Genomic DNA, 19,681 nt, shown 5'->3' with positions numbered 1-19,681 from the left:
ACTTATTAGGAACAAGTGATGAAACTCTCACGATTATTAAAACCATGGATGCAACACGTTAATTCGGATTGCACTATTACCGGTTTAGAAAATGACAGTCGTCGTATTCAACCAGGAGATTTGTTTATAGCTTATGCTGGTGCAGCAGCTGATGGTCGTTTATTTATAAATAAGGCTGTTTCTGCAGGTGCAGTTGCTGTTGCCTATGATCCTATCCAGTTTCCCAAGAATTGCGTATTACCTGAATCCGTTCCTTGTGTTGCTGTCCCTGACTTAGCGACACAACTTGCTCCAATTGCAAAACAGTTTTATGACGATCCTGGCCGTTTTTTAACTGTAACTGGAGTTACTGGAACCAATGGTAAAACAACTATCGCTTATCAATTGGCTCAAGCGCATCATTTATTAGGGCAGGGAGCAGCATACATAGGCACTATTGGCCAAGGCAATGTAGATAAACTTCAATTATTGGATAATACAACCCCTGACTCACTTTGTTTACAAAAGCTATTACATCACTATAAAAATCAAGACTTGAGACAGGTATGCATGGAAGTCTCTTCTCATGCATTGGCACAACATCGAGTAGATGAAGTTGCGTTTAAACAGGCTATATTTACAAATCTAACTCTTGATCATCTGGATTACCATCTCACCATGGAAAATTATGCGATTGCCAAGGCATTATTATTTGCTAGAGAATCGTTGCAATGGGCAATTATTAATCAAGACGATACATATCAAAAAATAATGGCTACTGCCATTAAGCCTCATGTCAAAAAGTTAACTTATGGAATACATCAAGCGTGTGATGTGAAAGCTGTAAATTGGATTATGGATATAAAAGGCACAGAAATTGAAGTGCATTCTCCTTGGGGAGAACATCAATTCAGGATAAAATCCCTAGGCCAATTTAATATTTATAATAGCTTGGCCATATTCAGTAGTTTATTAGCTTCTGATTATGCACCCGCGCAGGTTGTCGAAGTGATGACCCAATTAAAAGCAGCTCCTGGGCGAATGGAAATTGTTGCTCATGCTCCTTATGTGCTTATTGATTATGCGCATACTCCCGATGCTCTGGAAAATGCCTTAATTACATTAAATCAATTAAAAAAAGGACGACTATGGGTGGTATTTGGTTGTGGCGGAGATAGGGATAAGACCAAGAGACCGGTGATGGGAAAGGTTGCCAGTAAACTTGCTGATCAAATCGTTATTACCAGTGATAATCCACGTACAGAAGATCCACAGATGATCGTTGATGAGATAGCACATGGTATTGCAAATTCATCCAATGTCATTCAATTAGTTAATCGTGAGGAAGCAATTGCTTATGCTTTAAATCAAGCAGGTGAGCATGATGTTATTTTAATTGCAGGAAAAGGACATGAGGCCTATCAACAAATTGGCACAATAAAGCATACTTTTTCGGATCAGGATGTAGTGAGAAGGTTAATTCATAAATAGGTGAATACTACTGGAGCTCGGGTTTCATGTTTATAAATTTCCCAGGTATCCGCAATACTTCACTTGTCTCTTGAGCACACCCTCCTACGCCCTGCGAACAAGCCGCGGGACGTCGAAGTAGAGCTGGACTGGTTCAGCGATATGGAGAAGATTCAGATGCTTCACCTGGGTAACGCTCTATTTATGTATATATTGTTTGAACTTCATAGGTGATATTTCTTCATAGCCTTGAATTGCTACTGCAAATAGATTCGGATCACCTGTCTCGTAGATACAAACTAATTCATCACCTTTACCTGACTCAGGAACCCCGGGTGCTGTTAAGTCAGCTAAAATATCATTGGTTATATCGATTGTCTCTTCTTCAGAATCTGCTTCTACAGGACCAATAGCGAATCCCCAGCTAGATGAAGTATTGTAGTTATTGACCGCATAGCCAATGTAATAATTATAAGCTAACTGTGACGCCATAGTAATTCCTACAGCTTGGATGTCGCTTAGTTTAGGGCAAACAGAGTCACCTGCAAAAGCAGAACCAGTAAGAACCAACGCAGCAGCAAAAGAGGTTAATTTTGCATTTAAAGACATAGTATAACTCCTTGTTAAATCAAATTATTCCAAGTGAATCCCAGGTTGATTTTTTTATCTAACCCGGGTAAATAGCTATTTTTTACTTATGAGCTTTTAGTAAGTATTGTTTTAATTTCATTGGGCTAATTGCGTAATCTCTAACAGCAACAGAATAAACATAAGGGTTACCTGTGTCATACAAACAAATTAATGTGTCATGATCCAGTTCTAAAGGAAATCCAGGAGTAGCCATATTATTTAAAATTCCAGTTGTGGCATCTAATGCATCATCTTCTGTATCTGCTTTTACTGGTCCGATGGCAAAGCCCCAGGTAGCTGAATTGAATTGACTGATAGAAAAACCAATGAAATAGTTATTACCAATCTGTTGAACTTCTGAAATTCCCTCTGCTTGCAGATCACTTAAATCAGGACACATATTATTTGCGAAGCTTGCACCAGCAAGGGCCAATGCTGCTGTAAAAGTAGATACTTTGACTCCTAAAGACATTTACATACTCCTTTGTTTTTTTGTAAAAATCGGCAAAAGAGTACCATTTGATTTACTAATTTACAATGGACAATTTTAGATTTAATCGTATTTATTATGTAAACAATTTGAGGCTATTTAGCTGTCTTATTTCTTATACACCCAATAATAATTTAGTTTTATAGTTCGAAATTGAGTCTTTTGAGTACTGAGAAAAATCATGGCGAGTTTGATGATTTTTACGCAAATTTAAGAAAGCGGCTTTTTTATCTGAAGCATGCTTTAAGGATAATGTTTCTTCAAGCGGGTTATAAATTTTTAATATAAAGTCATACCATAATTGGTCTTTTTCCAAGTTCAAAGTTTGGGGCAAAGCAGGCGCTGCAAATTGAGGGATAGCTAGATCAGCAATTTGGTGCAAAACGGAGCTAACCATAGCAACCGCAGTGTATTTTGCCTCCAGACTATGGCCTGCGATATGGGGGGTGCATATTGTGGATTGATTAATAATACGTGTGTCGATATCCGGTTCATCAAGATATACATCGGTGCAATAGACTAGCGGTTTTGAGGAATGGAGAAGTGCTTCTTCATTGACAATTCCACCGCGAGCGGCATTAATAATGACACAGCCTGATTTTAATCGGTCAAGAAAATCCTGATTAATCAAATTAGCACTAGGATAGGGTTGATTATTATGTAATTCAGCATGGATACACAGCAGATCAACTGCATACAATTCTTCAATAGCGCAACTTTGAAAAGTGGGTTCACGTTCTGCCTTGAGTGGATCGTAAGTTAAAACTTCCAAACCAGCTGTTTGCAAACGCGCAGCAATTTGAGTCCCTACTTTTCCCAGTCCAATAATGCCTGCTTTATTCCCACGAACAAGTTGCTGTTGCTCCAGAAAGGCAAGACAGGCAACGACATAATCAGCAACAGCTCGCGCATTGGATCCTTTTGCATCAATTATTTGAATGTTTTGAGAGGTGAGCCAGGGGCGATCAAGATGATCAGTTCCACTGCTTGCAGTCGCAACATAGCGCAAACAATGATTTTTTAATAGCAATTGATTTACTTTTAGATTAGCACGGCAAAGAAGAACATCTTGTCCTGAAAGTAATCCTGCGATTTCATCGAGATGATGATATATCGTTAGGTGAAAGGGCATAGGAAAAGCCTGCTCTAATCCCGGGAGAGAGGCATCAGCAAGGATATTCATCAAAGAGCACCCTTCAAAATTTTGTATTGAGAGGTTAAATCGTTGGTGTTCATATTTTAAAAATGGCGCTGAGTGCGATAAGTCCCAGATTAATTATCGGGGTTAATATCATGCCTAAAACTCCGGTAAACACTAAAAGAATGAGAATAAAAAATCCATAAGGTTCTATTTTAGCATAAGCCATGGCTTGTTTGGGAGGTAAAAGGCTACTGACTACTCGGCTACCATCCAAAGGTGGGATAGGAAGTAAATTTAATGCAGCCAAAATTAAATTAATAAATATGCCTGCCTGGGACGTAGCATAAAGAAAAAGTACAGCCATCGATGCACGTGGGTTGAGAATGAGCGCGAGCTTGTCACAAGCAGCCCATAAAAATGCCATGAAAAGATTTGCAAATGGTCCGGCAAGAGTTACCAAGATCATGTCGCGCCGAGGATGACGAAATTGACTCCCGTTGATTGGGACAGGTTTTGCGTAACCAAAAACAAAATTAAATTGGGTTAATACACCAATCAATAAAGGCATAGCTACGGTACCTATAGGATCCACATGACGAAGAGGATTCAAACTTAAACGACCAAACATTTTTGCCGTAGTATCGCCGCAACGATATGCCACAAAAGCGTGAGCTGCCTCGTGCAGGGTAATGGCAAGTAAAATGGGAATGGCCCAAATACATATTTTTTGGATCAGGGTAAATTCTATCATTAAGAAAACTGAGCAGTAATAAATGTGTTCTGATTTTAGCGAATAGTTGCTTCCAATAACAAGTAAAAAGGAGTTAAAAGTCTTTCTTCTGATTATGGATGTTTTTAACCTCAACTCGACATAAGCATCGAGCCCTAGGTATCTTGCCCTGCCCTCAATTCTTATGTCGAATTGAGATTATTTAATTTTTGTCGTCAAATCAGTATCTTACTTGTTGATTAAATTGGAGCCAGAAAGTTGATTGGTTGGTCTATGCATGATATATTTTGCCCGAAATTTAACTAGTCTAGGAGACAAAATGCCAACATTAAATAAATTAAAGCCGGAGCTTAAAGAGGCCTTAGGTAAAATGAGTGATCTCGTATCTCGATATGATGAATTGGTTGAAAAAAGTAAAAAGGAGTCTCTTAGAGATAACCAAGATGCAACTCAATACGTTGATGACGTTATTAAGCGTTATAATTTGATTAAAAAAACATCGCCTAGCTCATCAGCCCTGCAAGAAAAAAAAGAATCCTTTTTATCTTTATTGAAAGGGCATGCTGCCGAAGTTGGCATACTCGCATTTTCTAAACCGGGAGATCTTGCAACTCGACTTAACGAGCTGGATTTCGAGCCGAGTAAAATTGATGAAATAACTAAAGGCATGGAGCAAGCTGGCGGTGATGATGATTTACTCTCTCTTATTGTATCATCAGTAGTAACCAGTGAAACTTTGTTAACATGCTCTGATAGTCATCACCATGGTCATCCTCATGCATCCGTAACATCTTATGGTTTTGGTAGCCATCATCACGGTCATTGATAATTAAATGTAGGAGAGCGGCATGTTATTGATGAAGGATTGTGCTATTGATCCAGGCGATATAGTGTTTGTTGTCTCAAGTAGCAGAAAACCTTTCGTACGATTAAAACAGGCCGCTCAATCTATCACGACTGCTGGCAACAAACATGGACATATGGAGGTTGTTACAGTCTTTGTTTGTACTGGCAAGAATGAACACGGCATCATCTGCCACAATTATGAGCGACAGCTTTCTTCGTCACCGAATGTATTTATTGAAAATCTTCAAGGGAAGAACGTAGAAGAATTAACAGTTCTGCTTCTCAATTACTGCCGCAAAGAATTCACCTCTGTTCAAATAAAGAAAACACTTGAAAGTGGTGTTGAATGGATGAAACGTTGGGCTGCCAAAATAACGGGAAATGAGGAGGCAGAAGATCTCATCAAACAATTCCTTGTTGCCTCCAATGGGAATAAAGAGAGATTAATTCAATTATTGGTTGCTTTCTGGCGTGCTTCAGGACAAGCAGAAACTCTTCCTGCTGTTAATTCAAGTTTGTTGGTGTTTAAACATACCGATAGTAAACAAAGACAACAATTCCTCGATGCATATCGGGAACAAGTTAATATTACTAAAAAATTACATGCACAAGGAAAAGGCCGCACCAGCTTCTGGGCTGTGCTCAAATCACTTTTCCAATGGTCAAATAAACAGGATAAAAAAGATAGAGAAAAGCGTTCTCCTTCTGATGAAACTTTTTGCTCTCAAAATGTAATGCAAGTTTTAAATCAGGTTAATCCTGATCTGGTAAAGAGAGGCAGACATGTCCTGCCAAAATCTTTAGAGGCAGGGCTTCGTGAAGCAACCCAAGCAGAGGCTACAAATCAGGAGCAATTCGATGATTTTGAAGCAATGATTGCCGCACAAAAACTACCTCCTTTTAAATTACAAATTTTACCTTCATCAGGTAAAGAATTGATGAGTACATTATTAGCAGTAGTAGATCAAGAAATTCAGCGTATTGAGTCTAAATGGTGGAATAATCAAAAGGATAGAAAAAAAGCAGTTGATTTGAAAAGACTTCTTTTGCCTTTTCGGGATCCCAAATACCAAGACTACCCTGTTGAGTTACAGGTGGATGAGGCTTTAAAGCTCATTGCAACGTTACTTCCTACATTGCAAAGAAAAACAGGCTTCTTGGGCGAATGGCTTCCATCAACTGCTTATGCCAATGTAAGAGCATTTGCCCGTACTCAGGGTATTTTTGATGGAGACATCCGCAAAGCCACGGAGAAGCTAAAGAGTAAATCTGTTATTCAGGAAGAGGTTCAAGAAGGTGTAGCCGAAGATCTTGAACCAGTGCCTACCGATCAAATTTATATTTTTTCTGATTGGTCATTTTCCTGTTGGTCAACAGGTAAACGTGAGCTGATGCTAAAGCATATGCTTGAATTGCTTGCTGCAGGGCATGTGTTATATACCTGGGAGAATGAACAATTAGTTCAAATGGACATAAAGTCTATACAAAGCGCCATTAATGGGGAGGATTTTGATAATTTGCTGGCTTCTAAATTAAAGCCAGCAACTCGCGCTACTCTGCTTGTCCAGGCACAACAGCAACAATTAGATACAAAACAGATACACTTCCTTGATTATAAAGTCTGCCAAGAATTAGCAGATGATCGTCAATCCATTGAAATACACCTTAATCAGGTTGCACCGATATTCTCGCCTAAGCTGGACGAGTACCATTTGAATCAAACGAAACAAGCTATTATTGATGTTGAACTAGCAAATACGCATAATGCAAGAGAGCAATTCGAATTACAGAGCCTAAAAAGACGCATTATTAACCAGAAAGAAATAAAACAAAAAACATATCAAAGTGGTATTGATACAAAAGCCTTTATTGCTCAACCACAATATAGAAAACCCATATTCAAACCAGTAGATCCACTGACTTTTACTCCATCTACTAAATATTACCGTGACGAAGTTTATTCTGATCTGGTAATTCATGAAAACCCATCCTCTCCATTCCAATATTTTGAATTAGGGGGCATGAATGCTACGGAAAACCTGGTTGAGTGCCACTATATGTTTCATGCAGAGGGACTAACAGAAGAACTCATTGAAAAAAGAAAAGAGGAGTCAGCTCGCGTCCTCTTAAAAGGAAAAAAGAGATTAAGTTTGACAGAAAATTGGCAGGCTTTACCTTCCTTGCATCCTGGTGAAACTTTATTAGACATTGCGATTAGTGGATTAAAACAGGATGATTTTGAAATAAAGTACTCTAAAAAAAATCATTTGCATTATATTCGCTTACGCAAACCCACAACAGAGCCACGGGACACTTTTGTCAATTTATTATTACGCATGCCCAAACACTATAGAACACATCCTGTGTTTAGCACGTTAACTACACAACCTGAACATCAAGAAATACATTGTTTATTAATGAAATACTTTAAGTTTGGTAGAGACCGTGGAGAATTACGTAACTCCATTGGAGTCACCGTACATAATGGCAGGGAGTATCTTGATGAGGCAAGAAAGCTAGGTGTTGCAAGTTGCCGTTTAAGAGCAATTGCATTTAAGGAAGAAATGAGTCGTTTATATCCGGAGATTCCTGTATCTATTGATGTTAATCCGGATCATTGTTTTATTGAAATGGAATTGGATGGTCAATGGCAAAGGTATTGTCTTGGTGGATACAGGGATACCCCAACTTTGATGGAGTCAGTCAAGGAAGATACTTTAAGATGTCGATTCTTTACTGAAAAAACAAAGCAACAATCTCATGCACCTGTCGAGGAAGTGAGGTTTGTTAACCGTTTTGTGTAGCCTTGGTGTAATGTAGTACAGGGAAATATATAAAAGTAGGGACATAAATGATTAACTTATTTGATGCGCATCTGCATATTATTGATTACCGTTTCCCTTTGGTTGCAAATCAATCTTATTTACCTGAGGAGTTTACGGTTGGTGATTACCTTGAAATGGCACAACCACTGCACATTATTGGCGGGGCAGTGGTATCAGGATCTTTTCAAGCATTTGATCAAACCTATTTGGTAAATGCGTTACATGCCTTGGGACCCAATTTTGTTGGGGTGACGCAATTATCTGCTACAGCAAGCAACGAACAAATTATTGAATTAAATCAACAAGGAATTCGTGGTATTCGATTCAATCTGAGACGTGGCGGATCAGAAAGAATTGAGCATTTAAGTGACATGGCGCATCGAGTTTATGAGATTGCCAAATGGCATGTAGAATTGTATGTTGATTCTTCTGAGCTCGTGGAATTGGCTGATTTGCTACTCAGTTTACCGGCGGTCAGTATAGACCATCTGGGATTATCGAAAAGCGGGCTTCCAGTTTTATTTAAGCTCGTTGAGCAAGGGATCAAAGTCAAAGCATCTGGATTTGGCAGAGTTGATTTTGATGTCGCAAGTAGCCTAAAAACGATTGCATCGATTAATCCCGATGCACTAATGTTTGGTACAGATCTTCCCTCAACGCGTGCGCCGCAACCTTTTAGAAAAAATGATATTAATCTTATTTTGGATACCTTTGATAACCGTATTGCCAATAAAATTTTATTGACTAATGCAGTTGATTTTTATCGTTTACAGCTTAATTTTTAAAAAGTAACCTGGGTGAAGGCTACTTTTTGAATGATTGCTTGGCTGCTATATTGAAGTTCGAGAAAATCGAGTTATATCAAAGGCTAATAATTTAAAATAATCATAAGACATGTAGAATTCACCGTCATCCCCAACAGAGGTGCCCCAAGAGTTTCTTAAGAACAATAATCCTTTATGCTTCACTCCGTGGTTATCCACTGCAATAGCATTATCATCATACCCGGTAATGACCATTTCATGAGCTGCTTCGACATAATCAACATCTGCAATTATTTCTGGTGTTAAAACCCAGGTATCTTTATATATCCATGTCTTATATTTGCCGACTGCTCCTACAGTACCTAAATCGGTACGTGGAAGAAGTACAGCAAAAACCAAGCGGTCACCTGCAGATAGAGCTTGCTTCACATCATTTAAGTTCTTTCCTGGATCAGCTTTTTGAAATACATCAGACCAATTGACTTCTTTGCCAAAGATGAATTCGCTAAGTGAACTAAATTTTTCGGGATCCATAAAAGATGCGGGATCGTGAGCTATGTATGTTGGATAGTATTTCATGCCACCGCAACTGAATTTTAGTTGTTTTACTTTATTAACAATTCCATACTGTTCCATCTGGTCAATGACATAACTCGCATAACTTCCATCCCAGCCGCTTAGACCATAACCGTGTTTTTCTAGATAACTACCCAACTGTAGATTACACAATTGACTAATATAATCACCTTTGGCCATGGTGGCATCAAGCGCAGCGGTTACTGCAAAAGTGACGCAGGTTCCATGGATTCCTTGGTCCAAGACTGGTACATTATTCATACCTAATTTAACATTATTAGGTATCAATGAGGTTGCTTTATTTGCGGAAGCATAAGCAAACTGGTGGGTATGTGCTAAAGCATCTTGGGCACGGCTGGCTAGGAGGTTTTTTGCTTCATCAGAAAGATGAACCTGCAGTAATTGAATGCTCTTTTTATCTTTTAAAAGACGATTGTGCGACAAATTTGCAGGGGCTTGCTGTAATGTCTGTTTCAGAGTACCAACAACTGTAACATCCTGGGCATACCCCCCCTTAATTACCAACGCAGCGAAAACAAGAGTTTGCATTGACCTAATAGAAAATTTTGTTAAATCCATGCTAATTCGTTCCTGTGGTTAAGAATTTATGTTGAATTGTTATACTTTTTGGCTTTAATGTCAACAATATATAATGATTTGAGATGGATGCTGAAACGGCTAGTTATAATGGAGTTTCTTATAATGAAGATGTCTTTATTAAGATTTATTGAATGGTTACAATAGGTTAAAAACTTCAGAGGACATTAGGGATATGTCATTAATCGATAAAATTTTAGGGAAGCCTCTTACTTTAAAGTCCAAGAAAAAACAAGAATTGTCAGTATTAACTGGGGTTCCTGCACTTGGATTGGATGCTTTGTCCTCAACAGCCTATGGACCAGAAGCAGCACTCACAGTACTGCTGCCAGCAGGAATCATCGGGTTACATCATTTTTTTACTATTTCTCTCTTTGTTGTCCTTGTTCTTATGTCTCTGTATTTTTCTTATATGCAAGTAATTGCAGCATATCCACAGGGAGGTGGAGCTTACATAGTTGCTGGTGATAATTTGGGCAGAAAATACGGTATAGGTGCAGCAATTTCATTAATACTGGATTATTTATTAAATGTTACTGTCGGCATATCAGCGGGTGTAGGTGCTATAGTATCGGCAATTCCTGCATTACAGCCCTATACACTGACATTATGTCTTGCGATCTTATTTATGCTCACGGTAATTAATTTGCGGGGAATTCGGGAAACAGGAACACTTTTTGTAATTCCAGTAATTATTTTTATATTGTGCATGCTAATTGCCCTGTGTGTCGGATTAGTCGATGTCTGGAGTAGTGGTGGGCATCCACAACCTGTAAATGACTTGGCAAAAACTGAAGCAAGTACCGTCGAAACGTTAACATTTTGGATACTATTAACCGCTTTTGCTAATGGTTTAACTGCGATGACCGGGGTAGAGGCAGTTAGTAATGCAGTATCTTTATTTCGCAAACCGACTGTTAGAAATGCACAATGGACGTTGACTGTAATTGTTGGCACACTTGCTCTATTTTTAATACTCATTGGTTATCTTTGCCCTGCTTATCATATTGTAGCCATGGATCAAAATCAGCCGGGATATAAAACCATACTGTCACAATTAGTTGAGGCGTCTACAGGGAAGGGTATTTTTTACTATATTTCGATTGCCAGTATTTTTACTGTTCTTGCCTATTCAGCACAAACCAGTTTTTCAGCTTTTCCGAGGGTATGCCGTTTCCTTGCTGAAGATAATTATTTGCCTTATTTTTTTGCTGAGCGAGGAAGACGCCTGGTGTTTTCAGCAGGAATTATCATTTTGGCAATTTTTTCGGGTATGATTTTGATCGTTTTTAAGGGAATTACCCATAATCTAATTCCATTATTTGCTGTGGGAGCTTTTAGTGCTTTTCTTTTTTCACAGATTGGCATGGTAGTGCATTGGTTACGCAAAGAAAATCGGCACGTTCGCTATAAATTAGTAATCAATGCTCTGGGTGCTTTAATCACTGCAATCGCACTTTTTATTATTATTATCACAAAATTTATAGAAGGTGCCTGGATAATTATAGTTCTTGCGCCTTCATTAGCATTTTTGATGCATCGTATTAAACGTCATTATAATAAAATTGCCCGCGAAATTGAAAATCCAATAAAAATACATCCTCGTTCTCTAAAACACCCTGTAGTCATTATTCCAATACGTGGTTTGGATTTAATCGCAGAAAAAGCAGTTCAATTTGGAATGCTGCTCTCAGATGATATTACTGCTGTTTTTATTGATGCAGGATATGAAGATGTTGGACGTTTGCAACAACTTTGGCATAAGCTGATTGAAATGCCAGCCAAAAAAGCAGATAAAGGGATGCCTAAACTAGAAATTATTAAATCGCCTTATCGACGTATTTATAAGCCATTATTAAATTTTGTAGATAAAGTAAGAAAAGAGAGGAAAGATAGGCTGATTGCCCTTATTATACCTGAGTTAGTAGAACCTAAATGGTATGAACACTTATTACACAATATTCATGCCACAGGATTACGCGCTTTACTGTTTTTAAAGCGAGATCCTAATACAATTGTTATTACCATTCCATGGTACTTACGTGAAAAATAAGGATTGGATTGATGTCGCAGTTTGAAAAGTTATTTAATTTTATGAAAAAACCTTGGGTTATTATTTCCTATGCATTTTTGGTTATTTTAGCCTATTATTTTGTAGATAAGCCTTTGGCAACTTATTTTTACCAGTTGGATTTTAGAGTCAATATTCCCTTTTTAGTACTATTGACTGCATTGGGAAAATGGGTTGCTTATATCATTTTATTTTTTATCGCCGGATTGTATTTTCGATACATTCAAGTTAATACTGTTTATGAAGCGCGATCATGGTATTTACTGGGTTGTGTACTTTTAGCCAATTTGGTTTGTTTGATTTTAAAAGTTGCATTGAGCCGTGCTCGCCCTGAATTATTATTTTCCAGTAATGAGTTTGGATTTTATTGGTTTAAGTTAAGTTCAAATTATTGGTCTTTGCCTTCAGGACATACGACAACGGTTATTAGTTTAGCCGCAGGGTTAGGGATGATTTTTCCTCGATATTTTTATGTGTTGCTTGTTGTTGCTCTTTTAGTTGCTGCCTCAAGAGTTTTGTTATTTTTTCATTACTTAAGTGATGTGATGAGTGCATTTTATATTAGTTTGTTGGTTGTTGGCTTTTTTACAGAATACATGAAACGGAAGAATTGGTTCAACAAAATGGATTGTACTATGCGATAACTAGGATTTCAGAAAGTTAACGAGTTTTAGCAGTATCGATCCTAAATAGCCAATCTAGGGAGAGGTTATGACTATAGAGACTGAATTAAAAACTCTGGTTAGCATCTATGCCAGTTATGATAAAGAAAAAGAGTGTTATACAAATGACTTGAACAAAGAGGCTCTTTTACGACTAGACGCAGATTTTATTAAGTTAATTAATAAATTGTTGCTTAAAGATGGTCCGGATAAAACAAAAATAAAAAAAAATTATAAAATTTTATCTTTGAATTTCCATCCGGACCTTATAGGAAAATTCGGTCCGGAAGCAAAATGGATTGAGAGTAATCTGTCTGAAAATCGCAATGATGGAGCTTGTTTTAAAACATTATCGCTTTGCTATGGGAAGTTAACTTCGCCTCAGAATTTTAAACCGATTAAGTTGGATGAAATTACTACCCAAGAAGATTTTAAAAAATGGCTGGAAAACTTAAAAAATACTTCCCGAACGTTTACTGAGCGTCATTTCTACGCGAGTCTTCTGGGTTTATTTGATCAAGCTACTGGATATTTAGATGAAGTAGGGAAAATAAAGCCAAAAGGGATTCGTGCTTTAATTTCATTTCTTCCAATGATTTTTATTAGCTTCAGTACTTTTGTTTTTGCTGAAGAATTATTTGCTGTTTATGCAGTTTATTTTGCTTTATTAAAGGGTGGCCAATTTATGGCGGACAGCAATTCAAGAGAGTTGCAAAAGCTTGGTAATACCTTGCAAAAAATCACTATAATTTCTGCCACGACCACAACTACTTTATTAGTTCGTTTAATTGAAATGACTTTTTGGGCATCCCGTCAGTGCTATGAGATGAGCTTGCAAATAGGCTCTACACTTATAACACCATTACTTGGTGCCCCTTCGGAGGTGAAATCTGACGATTCTGCAGTAGATGAAAATTTATGTCGCGAATTGATTCTTGCAAGCCAGAATCAAAGTACCAGCAATAATTTTAAAACGCCTGAATTAAAAATGATTGCAGCGCCAATTGAATCCTGTCTTGGATTATTAGAGCAGCAATTTTTTAGAAACTGGAGAGCCGGAGGGGGAAAACATCGCGCATTAGACGCATTTTTGCTTAGAATGCGTGTCATCGATAAAGACAATGACTTGCAAGTCGAAGAAAAAGTTGCGAAAGTTTCTAAGGCATTAGAGTTAGTTAAAAAAGATCCCAGTGTTTACACTCCAGGAGGAAAAACGGCTTTGGCAGTTGACCGAGCTGAGCGTGTGATTAGCCTGCTCAAAGATGATTCTGGGATGCAGCTTGCTGTAGGAGGATGTCCTACTACGTAAAAGCAGTTTTTAAAGTCAGGTATCTCGTTAAATGCCTAAATTTTAGGCGCTATATTCATGGTCTTTACCATTGTCAAATTCAAGGTAAAATAGAAATACCCCTTGAATTTGGCAGGGTATCTCTGGCAAGATGCGTTAGTTTTGATTATCCAGTGAGGAATTATGAAAGTTCTCGTGGCAGTGAAGCGTGTAATCGACCCTTATGTCAAAATTCGGGTCAAATCGGACCATTCCGGAGTTGAAACACAAAATATTAAAATGGCAATGAATCCATTTGATGAAATTGCTATAGAAGAAGCGTTACGTTTACGCGAAAAAAATTGGGCTACAGAAGTGGTAGCAGTCAGTATTGGCAGTGAGAGCTCTCAGGAAACTTTGCGACATGCCTTAGCTTTAGGCGCTGATAGAGCAATTTTGGTTCGCACGCAAGATTCCTTAGAAAGCCTTAATATCGCAAAAATATTAAAAAAGATTATTGATGATGAAAAGCCTGATTTAGTATTAATGGGTAAACAAGCTATTGATGGTGATAATAATCAGACACCCCAAATGTTGGCCTCTTTATTAAATTGGCCCCAGGCAACGTATGCTTCTAAAATCGAAGCAAGTAGCGACCACCTTCAGGTAACCCGAGAAATTGATGGGGGGCTTGAAACAATTAACGTGCATTTGCCAGCAGTAGTCAGCACGGATTTGCGTTTAAATGAACCACGATACGCTAGCCTTCCCAATATCATGAAAGCAAAAAAGAAACCTTTAGAAGACATGGAGTTAGATAAATTGGGGTTGTCACTTAAAAAACACGTTGAAGTATTAAAAGTCACTGAACCTGATGCTCGCAGTGCTGGAGTGAAAGTTGAATCAGTGGCTGCGTTATTGGATAAACTACAGCATGAAGCCAAAGTGCTTTGATAAAGGGGGACGTGATGAGCACTTTAGTACTCGTTGAACATGATAATCAAACATTACATCCATCTACACGTAATGTTCTGGCTGCAGCATTGGAACTGGGCGGAGAACCAACCTTACTCGTTATAGGACATCAATGCAAAGCGGTAGCAGAACAAGCCGCAAGTCTTGCAGGAGTGCATGCTGTTTGGTGCATTGATAAACCGTGTTATGAGCATCCATTGGCAGAGCAAATAAGTGATTTAATTCTTTCACTTGTGCATTCATTTAAAGCCATATTAGTACCAGCAAGTACTTTTGGTAAAAATATTGCACCACGCGTTGCAGCACAACTCGATGTGTCTCAAGTTTCGGATGTGAGTAAGATTATCAATAAAGATACCTTCGAGCATCCAATATACGCTGGTAATGCTATAGAGACTGTACGAGTTCTTGATCCGATAAAAGTTTTGACGATTAGAATAACGGCATTTAATCCAGTAACTACAAGCCAGGCTAGTTGTTGCATTGAACAAATCGATAAAGAATTTATTGCAAAAGGTAGTCAATTTGTTAAACATGAGCTAAGTAAGTCTGAACGCCCTGATCTAGGAAGCGCTAAAATTGTTGTTTCTGGTGGAAGGGGACTGCAAAGTGCCGAGAAGTTTAAGTTGATTGAAGAGTTAGCTGATGTACTTGGTGCTGCTGTAGGAGCATCCCGTGCTGCTGTAGATGCCGGGTTTGTTCCTAATGATTATCAGGTGGGGCAAACCGGAAGGATAGTTGCACCAATGCTTTATATTGCTGTGGGAATTTCTGGAGCGGTACAGCATTTGGCTGGGATGAAAGACTCCAAGATTATTGTTGCAATTAATAAGGATGAAGATGCCCCTATTTTTCAAATTGCTGACTATGGTTTGGTTGGTGATTTATTTGAACTCGTGCCGCAGTTAATAGCACAATTAAAAAACCGTTAGAGGGAGAAAGTATGTTAGTAGGTGTTCCAAAAGAAATTAAACCTCAAGAAAATCGTGTAGGTCTTGTTCCTTCTAGTATTAGGGAAATTATCCGAGTAGGCAGCTCTGCTATTGTAGAGAAAGGTGCTGGATTGGGAATTGGGATTTCTGATGATGATTATCGACATGCCGGAGCAGAGGTTGTTGATAGTGCGGATGAGGTATTTTCCAGAGCTGAACTTATTGTAAAAGTAAAAGAACCGCAACCCATTGAGTGCAAACGTCTTCGTGAAGGTCAAAATTTATTTACCTATTTGCATTTGGCGCCGGATCCTCACCAAGCACGCATGCTTAAAGAGTCTGGAGTTACTGCTATAGCTTATGAAACAGTAACTGAAGATAATGGTGGTTTGCCCTTGTTGGCTCCTATGTCACAAGTTGCCGGTCGTATGTCCATTCAGGCAGGAGCACATTGTTTAGAAATGGCCCAAGGTGGTAGTGGCGTTTTACTCGGGGGTGTTCCTGGAGTGGCTGCAGCAAATGTCGTAGTTATTGGAGGAGGGGTAGTTGGTACTAATGCAGTACGTATGGCTATGGGTATGGAAGCTCGAGTGACAGTACTTGATCGTTCCTTACAACGTTTAAACGAGTTAGATTTCCAATTTGGCTCTAAGATCAATACGGTTTATTCTACTGCGGATGCCATAGAAAGATATACCGCTAGCGCTGATTTAGTGATTGGTGCAGTGTTAGTACCTGGGGCAGCAGCACCCAAATTAATGTCTCGTGCCATGCTTAAATCAATGCGACCTGGTTCGGTACTGGTGGATGTAGCCATTGACCAAGGTGGATGTTTCGAAACAAGTCGACCCACAACACATCAAGAACCTACATATGTTGTCGATAATGTGGTGCATTATTGTGTTGCAAATATGCCGGGTGCTGTGCCAAGAACATCAACCTTTGCTTTGAATAATGCAACTTTACCTTTTGTTTTAAGCATTGTAACTAAGGGTGTGAAGTTGGCTTTATTGAATGATAAGCATTTACTTAATGGCTTAAACGTTCATCAGGGTAAAATTACCTTTGATGCAGTCGCCCGTGATTTAGGCTATGAGTATACACCTGCAGCAATCGCATTGGCTGGTCGATAAAGTTTTATTGTTGTCTGATTTACTCTATAAATTGTAGCCTGGGTGAAGGCGAAGCCGTAACCCGGGAAATTTATGCCAGGAACTCCCGAGTTCCACTGTGCCTTTAGGCTACATTAATTTAAAACAAACTGTCTTCGCTCATTGGCGGTTGTTGCTGATCATTACTCGCATTAAAGACAGGAGTTGGATCTTCTTCCGCAGGAACTTCTTTATTACGAAAATACTCGATGATGCCATTTGCCTGATTAGGACGCGCCAATAAACCACTATTGGGATCAATGCGAACTGCGACTACATCCTCAGGTTGTCTCATTTCACTTTCAGGTTTTCCTCTCAAGGCAACTTTCATAAAGTCGATCCATAAAGGCAAAGCGAGTCCCGCAGCATATTCATGCAAGGATTTAGGGTTATCAAAACCTATCCATGTTGTGGCAACGAGGTCAGGATTAAACCCAGCAAACCAGGCGTCTACTTGGTCATTAGTTGTCCCGGTCTTGCCTGCAATGTCTTGGCGATTAAGCACACGAGCTGCGCGAGCAGTACCATGCTGAATAACATCTTTTAAAGCGGTATACATTAAAAAGTTAATGTCTTCAGGAATAACTCGCGGAGCTAGGGTTGAATGGTCTACATTGTTGTCGCAGTTATTACAAACAACGGTTGGTTTGGCCTGCAACAATATCTTGCCATCTGCATCAGTAATATGATCGATGAGATAAGGTTCGACTTTATAACCACCATTTGCGAAAACAGCATAAGCAGCAGTCAGCTCCATAGGGCTAATCGATAAACTGCCTAAAGCCAGAGACAAGCCTCTAGGAAGGGCTTTTTTATTAAATCCAAAACGGGCTAGGAAATCGATGGTGTAATTGATTCCTATATCATCAAGAATACGTATGGACACTAAGTTTTTAGATTGAACCAAGGCTTGTTTTAATCGTGTTGGTCCATTAAATTTCAGATTCACATTATGAGGACGCCATAAGTTGGGCTGACTTGGGTCATCAACGACAATAGGTGCATCATTAATCAATGTTGCCAGGGTATAACCGTTATTTAAAGCAGCAGCATAAACAAAAGGTTTAAAGCTGGACCCTGGTTGTCTGCTGGATTGAGTTGCCCGGTTAAATTTGCTTTTTTGGAAATTGAATCCACCAACGAGCACCTCTATGGCACCATTTTTAGGGTTAAGTGCTACCATTGCTGATTCAGCTTCAGGGATTTGTGCCAATTCCCAATGGTCTTTTATTGAATGAACATAAATAATGTCTCCAACCGCAACAACTTGCATGGCTTTGGATGGAGATTTTCCTACCCAACCATTTTTAAGCGCTGGCCTTGCCCAAGATAAACCAGCCCATGGGATAAGAATAGTGCGGCCGCTTTGTAATGTGGCTGTTGCTTCTTTTTCCCGGACTTCGGTAACTACTGCTGGAAGAAGATGGTTAAGTTCTGGATATTTTTCTAGATTTTTTTGAATTGAGTATAGGGATTTGCTGTCTTTTTCACCAATTGTGGCAACAGGTCCTCGATAACCATGTCGGTGGTCATAAGCAATTAAGTTTTTTTCGACTACATCATTAGCTGTATTTTGTAATTTTCCATCAATAGTCGTGTAAACTTTATAGCCTTTAGTATACGCGTCAGGGCCGAAATTATCGTATAAGGATTGACGAATCATTTCAGCAACATAAGGTGCCTTTACTTCAATAGGAGTGCCATGATACTTCGCCGTAATTGGCTGGTTTATTGCGTTTTGATATTGTTCTTCATTGATATAATGCTCTTCCAGCAAGCGCTCTAATACATGGTCGCGCCGTTTTTTGGCAGCTAAGGGGTTTGCAATGGGGTTTTGAGTTGAAGGTGCTTGAGGAAGACCAGCAATCATTGCAAGTTCTGCCAGATTTAATTCTTTAAGGGGTTTACCAAAATAAACCATTGCTGCAGCACCCACACCATAAGCACGATTACCTAAATAGATTCTGTTAAGATAGAGTTCGAGAATTTTTTCCTTACTCAATTCCCTATCTATTTTAATGGCAAGCATAATTTCATTAAATTTCCGTAAAAAGGTTTTTTTACGACTTAAGAAAAAATTACGCGCAACCTGCATGGTAATGGTACTACCGCCTTGGGATTTTGTTCCAGTTTTAACCATACGCACTGCAGCACGTCCAAGACCTAAAACATCCACACCAGGATGCTCAAAAAAGCGTTGATCTTCAGTAGCAATCAAAGCATGAATCAGCATGGGGGGGATTTCATCATAAGTAACAGGAATTCGTTTTTTTTCGCCATACTCCTGAATAAGCAAACCTTCTTTGCTGAAAATTTGTAAAGGTACTTGCAATTGTACTGTTTTTAATGAATCTACGTTGGGGAGTTGGCTTTCAACATAGAGGTAAAATAGACTACCAGCCACGATTAAAACAAAAAACAGGCTCATCAGCGCCCATAGACCTTTACGCCAGAAGTATGCCATTTTCATAGAGTCATAATGTTTTAAATGAAATTTGGCGTGTATTATACAGTGATTTGTTGTGCGATTGCGAGTTTTGTGTAAAAAAGAGAATAATTTTATACTAATTTTGTG

16 protein-coding genes are annotated in these 19,681 nt (G+C 38.8%); 10 read left to right on the top strand and 6 right to left on the bottom strand.

Annotation, left to right across the window (positions count from 1 at the left end):
- Positions 1-18: 18 nt before the first annotated feature.
- Positions 19-1,470 carry a UDP-N-acetylmuramoyl-L-alanyl-D-glutamate--2,6-diaminopimelate ligase gene (locus tag A8O27_RS01415; RefSeq protein ID WP_058460391.1) on the top strand — a complete coding sequence of 484 codons (1,452 nt, stop codon included), beginning with the start codon at positions 19-21 and terminating at the stop codon, positions 1,468-1,470.
- A 177-nt stretch (positions 1,471-1,647) separates the two neighbouring features.
- Here the strand turns inward: A8O27_RS01415 and A8O27_RS01410 are convergent, their stop codons facing one another.
- The 4 genes from A8O27_RS01410 to A8O27_RS01395 all read right to left on the bottom strand — a co-directional run bounded on the left by A8O27_RS01410 (position 1,648) and on the right by A8O27_RS01395 (position 4,461).
- A complete protein-coding gene (locus A8O27_RS01410; protein ID WP_058460392.1) occupies positions 1,648-2,058 on the bottom strand; it encodes a DUF4949 domain-containing protein in 411 nt (136 codons plus the stop codon).
- Positions 2,059-2,140: 82 nt separating this feature from the next.
- On the bottom strand, positions 2,141-2,551 hold the full coding sequence (locus A8O27_RS01405) for a DUF4949 domain-containing protein (RefSeq protein ID WP_058460393.1): 411 nt from the start codon (positions 2,549-2,551) through the stop codon (positions 2,141-2,143).
- Between the two features lie 133 nt (positions 2,552-2,684).
- The gene (locus A8O27_RS01400) at positions 2,685-3,752 is read right to left on the bottom strand and encodes an NAD(P)-dependent oxidoreductase (protein ID WP_058460394.1); all 1,068 of its coding nucleotides are present in this window, start codon (positions 3,750-3,752) and stop codon (positions 2,685-2,687) included.
- 49 nt (positions 3,753-3,801) lie between these two features.
- Positions 3,802-4,461, bottom strand: coding sequence for a site-2 protease family protein (locus A8O27_RS01395; protein ID WP_058460395.1), 660 nt, complete (start codon positions 4,459-4,461; stop codon positions 3,802-3,804).
- A gap of 298 nt (positions 4,462-4,759) precedes the next feature.
- Between A8O27_RS01395 and A8O27_RS01390 the strand changes: the two genes are divergently transcribed.
- Genes A8O27_RS01390 through A8O27_RS01380 form a run of 3 tightly spaced genes read left to right on the top strand, consistent with a single transcriptional unit; the run spans position 4,760 to position 8,896 of the window.
- Positions 4,760-5,266, top strand: coding sequence for a hypothetical protein (locus A8O27_RS01390; protein WP_058460396.1), 507 nt, complete (start codon positions 4,760-4,762; stop codon positions 5,264-5,266).
- Positions 5,267-5,288: 22 nt separating this feature from the next.
- Positions 5,289-8,090 (top strand): hypothetical protein, encoded by a 2,802-nt coding sequence (locus tag A8O27_RS01385; protein WP_058460397.1) that lies wholly within the window; start codon positions 5,289-5,291, stop codon positions 8,088-8,090.
- A gap of 47 nt (positions 8,091-8,137) precedes the next feature.
- Positions 8,138-8,896 (top strand): amidohydrolase family protein, encoded by a 759-nt coding sequence (locus tag A8O27_RS01380; RefSeq protein WP_058460398.1) that lies wholly within the window; start codon positions 8,138-8,140, stop codon positions 8,894-8,896.
- Positions 8,897-8,941: 45 nt separating this feature from the next.
- On the opposite strand, the gene A8O27_RS01375 is transcribed toward A8O27_RS01380, so the two are convergent.
- On the bottom strand, positions 8,942-10,030 hold the full coding sequence (locus tag A8O27_RS01375; protein ID WP_058460399.1) for a C1 family peptidase: 1,089 nt from the start codon (positions 10,028-10,030) through the stop codon (positions 8,942-8,944).
- Between the two features lie 193 nt (positions 10,031-10,223).
- On the opposite strand from A8O27_RS01375, the gene A8O27_RS01370 reads away from it, so the two are divergent.
- The 6 genes from A8O27_RS01370 to ald all read left to right on the top strand — a co-directional run bounded on the left by A8O27_RS01370 (position 10,224) and on the right by ald (position 17,088).
- Entirely contained in the window at positions 10,224-12,101 is a 1,878-nt protein-coding gene (locus A8O27_RS01370; protein WP_058460400.1) for an APC family permease, read from the top strand.
- Positions 12,102-12,112: 11 nt separating this feature from the next.
- Positions 12,113-12,763, top strand: coding sequence for a phosphatase PAP2 family protein (locus tag A8O27_RS01365; protein WP_058460401.1), 651 nt, complete (start codon positions 12,113-12,115; stop codon positions 12,761-12,763).
- Between the two features lie 67 nt (positions 12,764-12,830).
- Complete coding sequence (locus tag A8O27_RS01360) at positions 12,831-14,090, top strand: hypothetical protein (RefSeq protein ID WP_058460402.1); 1,260 nt, start codon at positions 12,831-12,833, stop codon at positions 14,088-14,090.
- Between the two features lie 162 nt (positions 14,091-14,252).
- Positions 14,253-15,002, top strand: a complete 750-nt coding sequence (locus A8O27_RS01355) for an electron transfer flavoprotein subunit beta/FixA family protein (protein WP_058460403.1) — start codon at positions 14,253-14,255, stop codon at positions 15,000-15,002.
- 14 nt (positions 15,003-15,016) lie between these two features.
- The gene (locus A8O27_RS01350; RefSeq protein WP_058460404.1) at positions 15,017-15,955 is read left to right on the top strand and encodes an electron transfer flavoprotein subunit alpha/FixB family protein; all 939 of its coding nucleotides are present in this window, start codon (positions 15,017-15,019) and stop codon (positions 15,953-15,955) included.
- Positions 15,956-15,966: 11 nt separating this feature from the next.
- Complete coding sequence (gene ald, locus A8O27_RS01345; RefSeq protein ID WP_058460405.1) at positions 15,967-17,088, top strand: alanine dehydrogenase; 1,122 nt, start codon at positions 15,967-15,969, stop codon at positions 17,086-17,088.
- 118 nt (positions 17,089-17,206) lie between these two features.
- Here the strand turns inward: ald and A8O27_RS01340 are convergent, their stop codons facing one another.
- On the bottom strand, positions 17,207-19,576 hold the full coding sequence (locus A8O27_RS01340; protein WP_058460566.1) for a penicillin-binding protein 1A: 2,370 nt from the start codon (positions 19,574-19,576) through the stop codon (positions 17,207-17,209).
- Positions 19,577-19,681: the final 105 nt, after the last annotated feature.

Source organism: Legionella bozemanae (assembly GCF_001648595.1).
Lineage (GTDB): Bacteria > Pseudomonadota > Gammaproteobacteria > Legionellales > Legionellaceae > Legionella > Legionella bozemanae.
The sequence above is the reverse complement of the archived record's forward strand: the minus strand, read 5'-3'. Positions and strand labels throughout refer to the sequence as shown.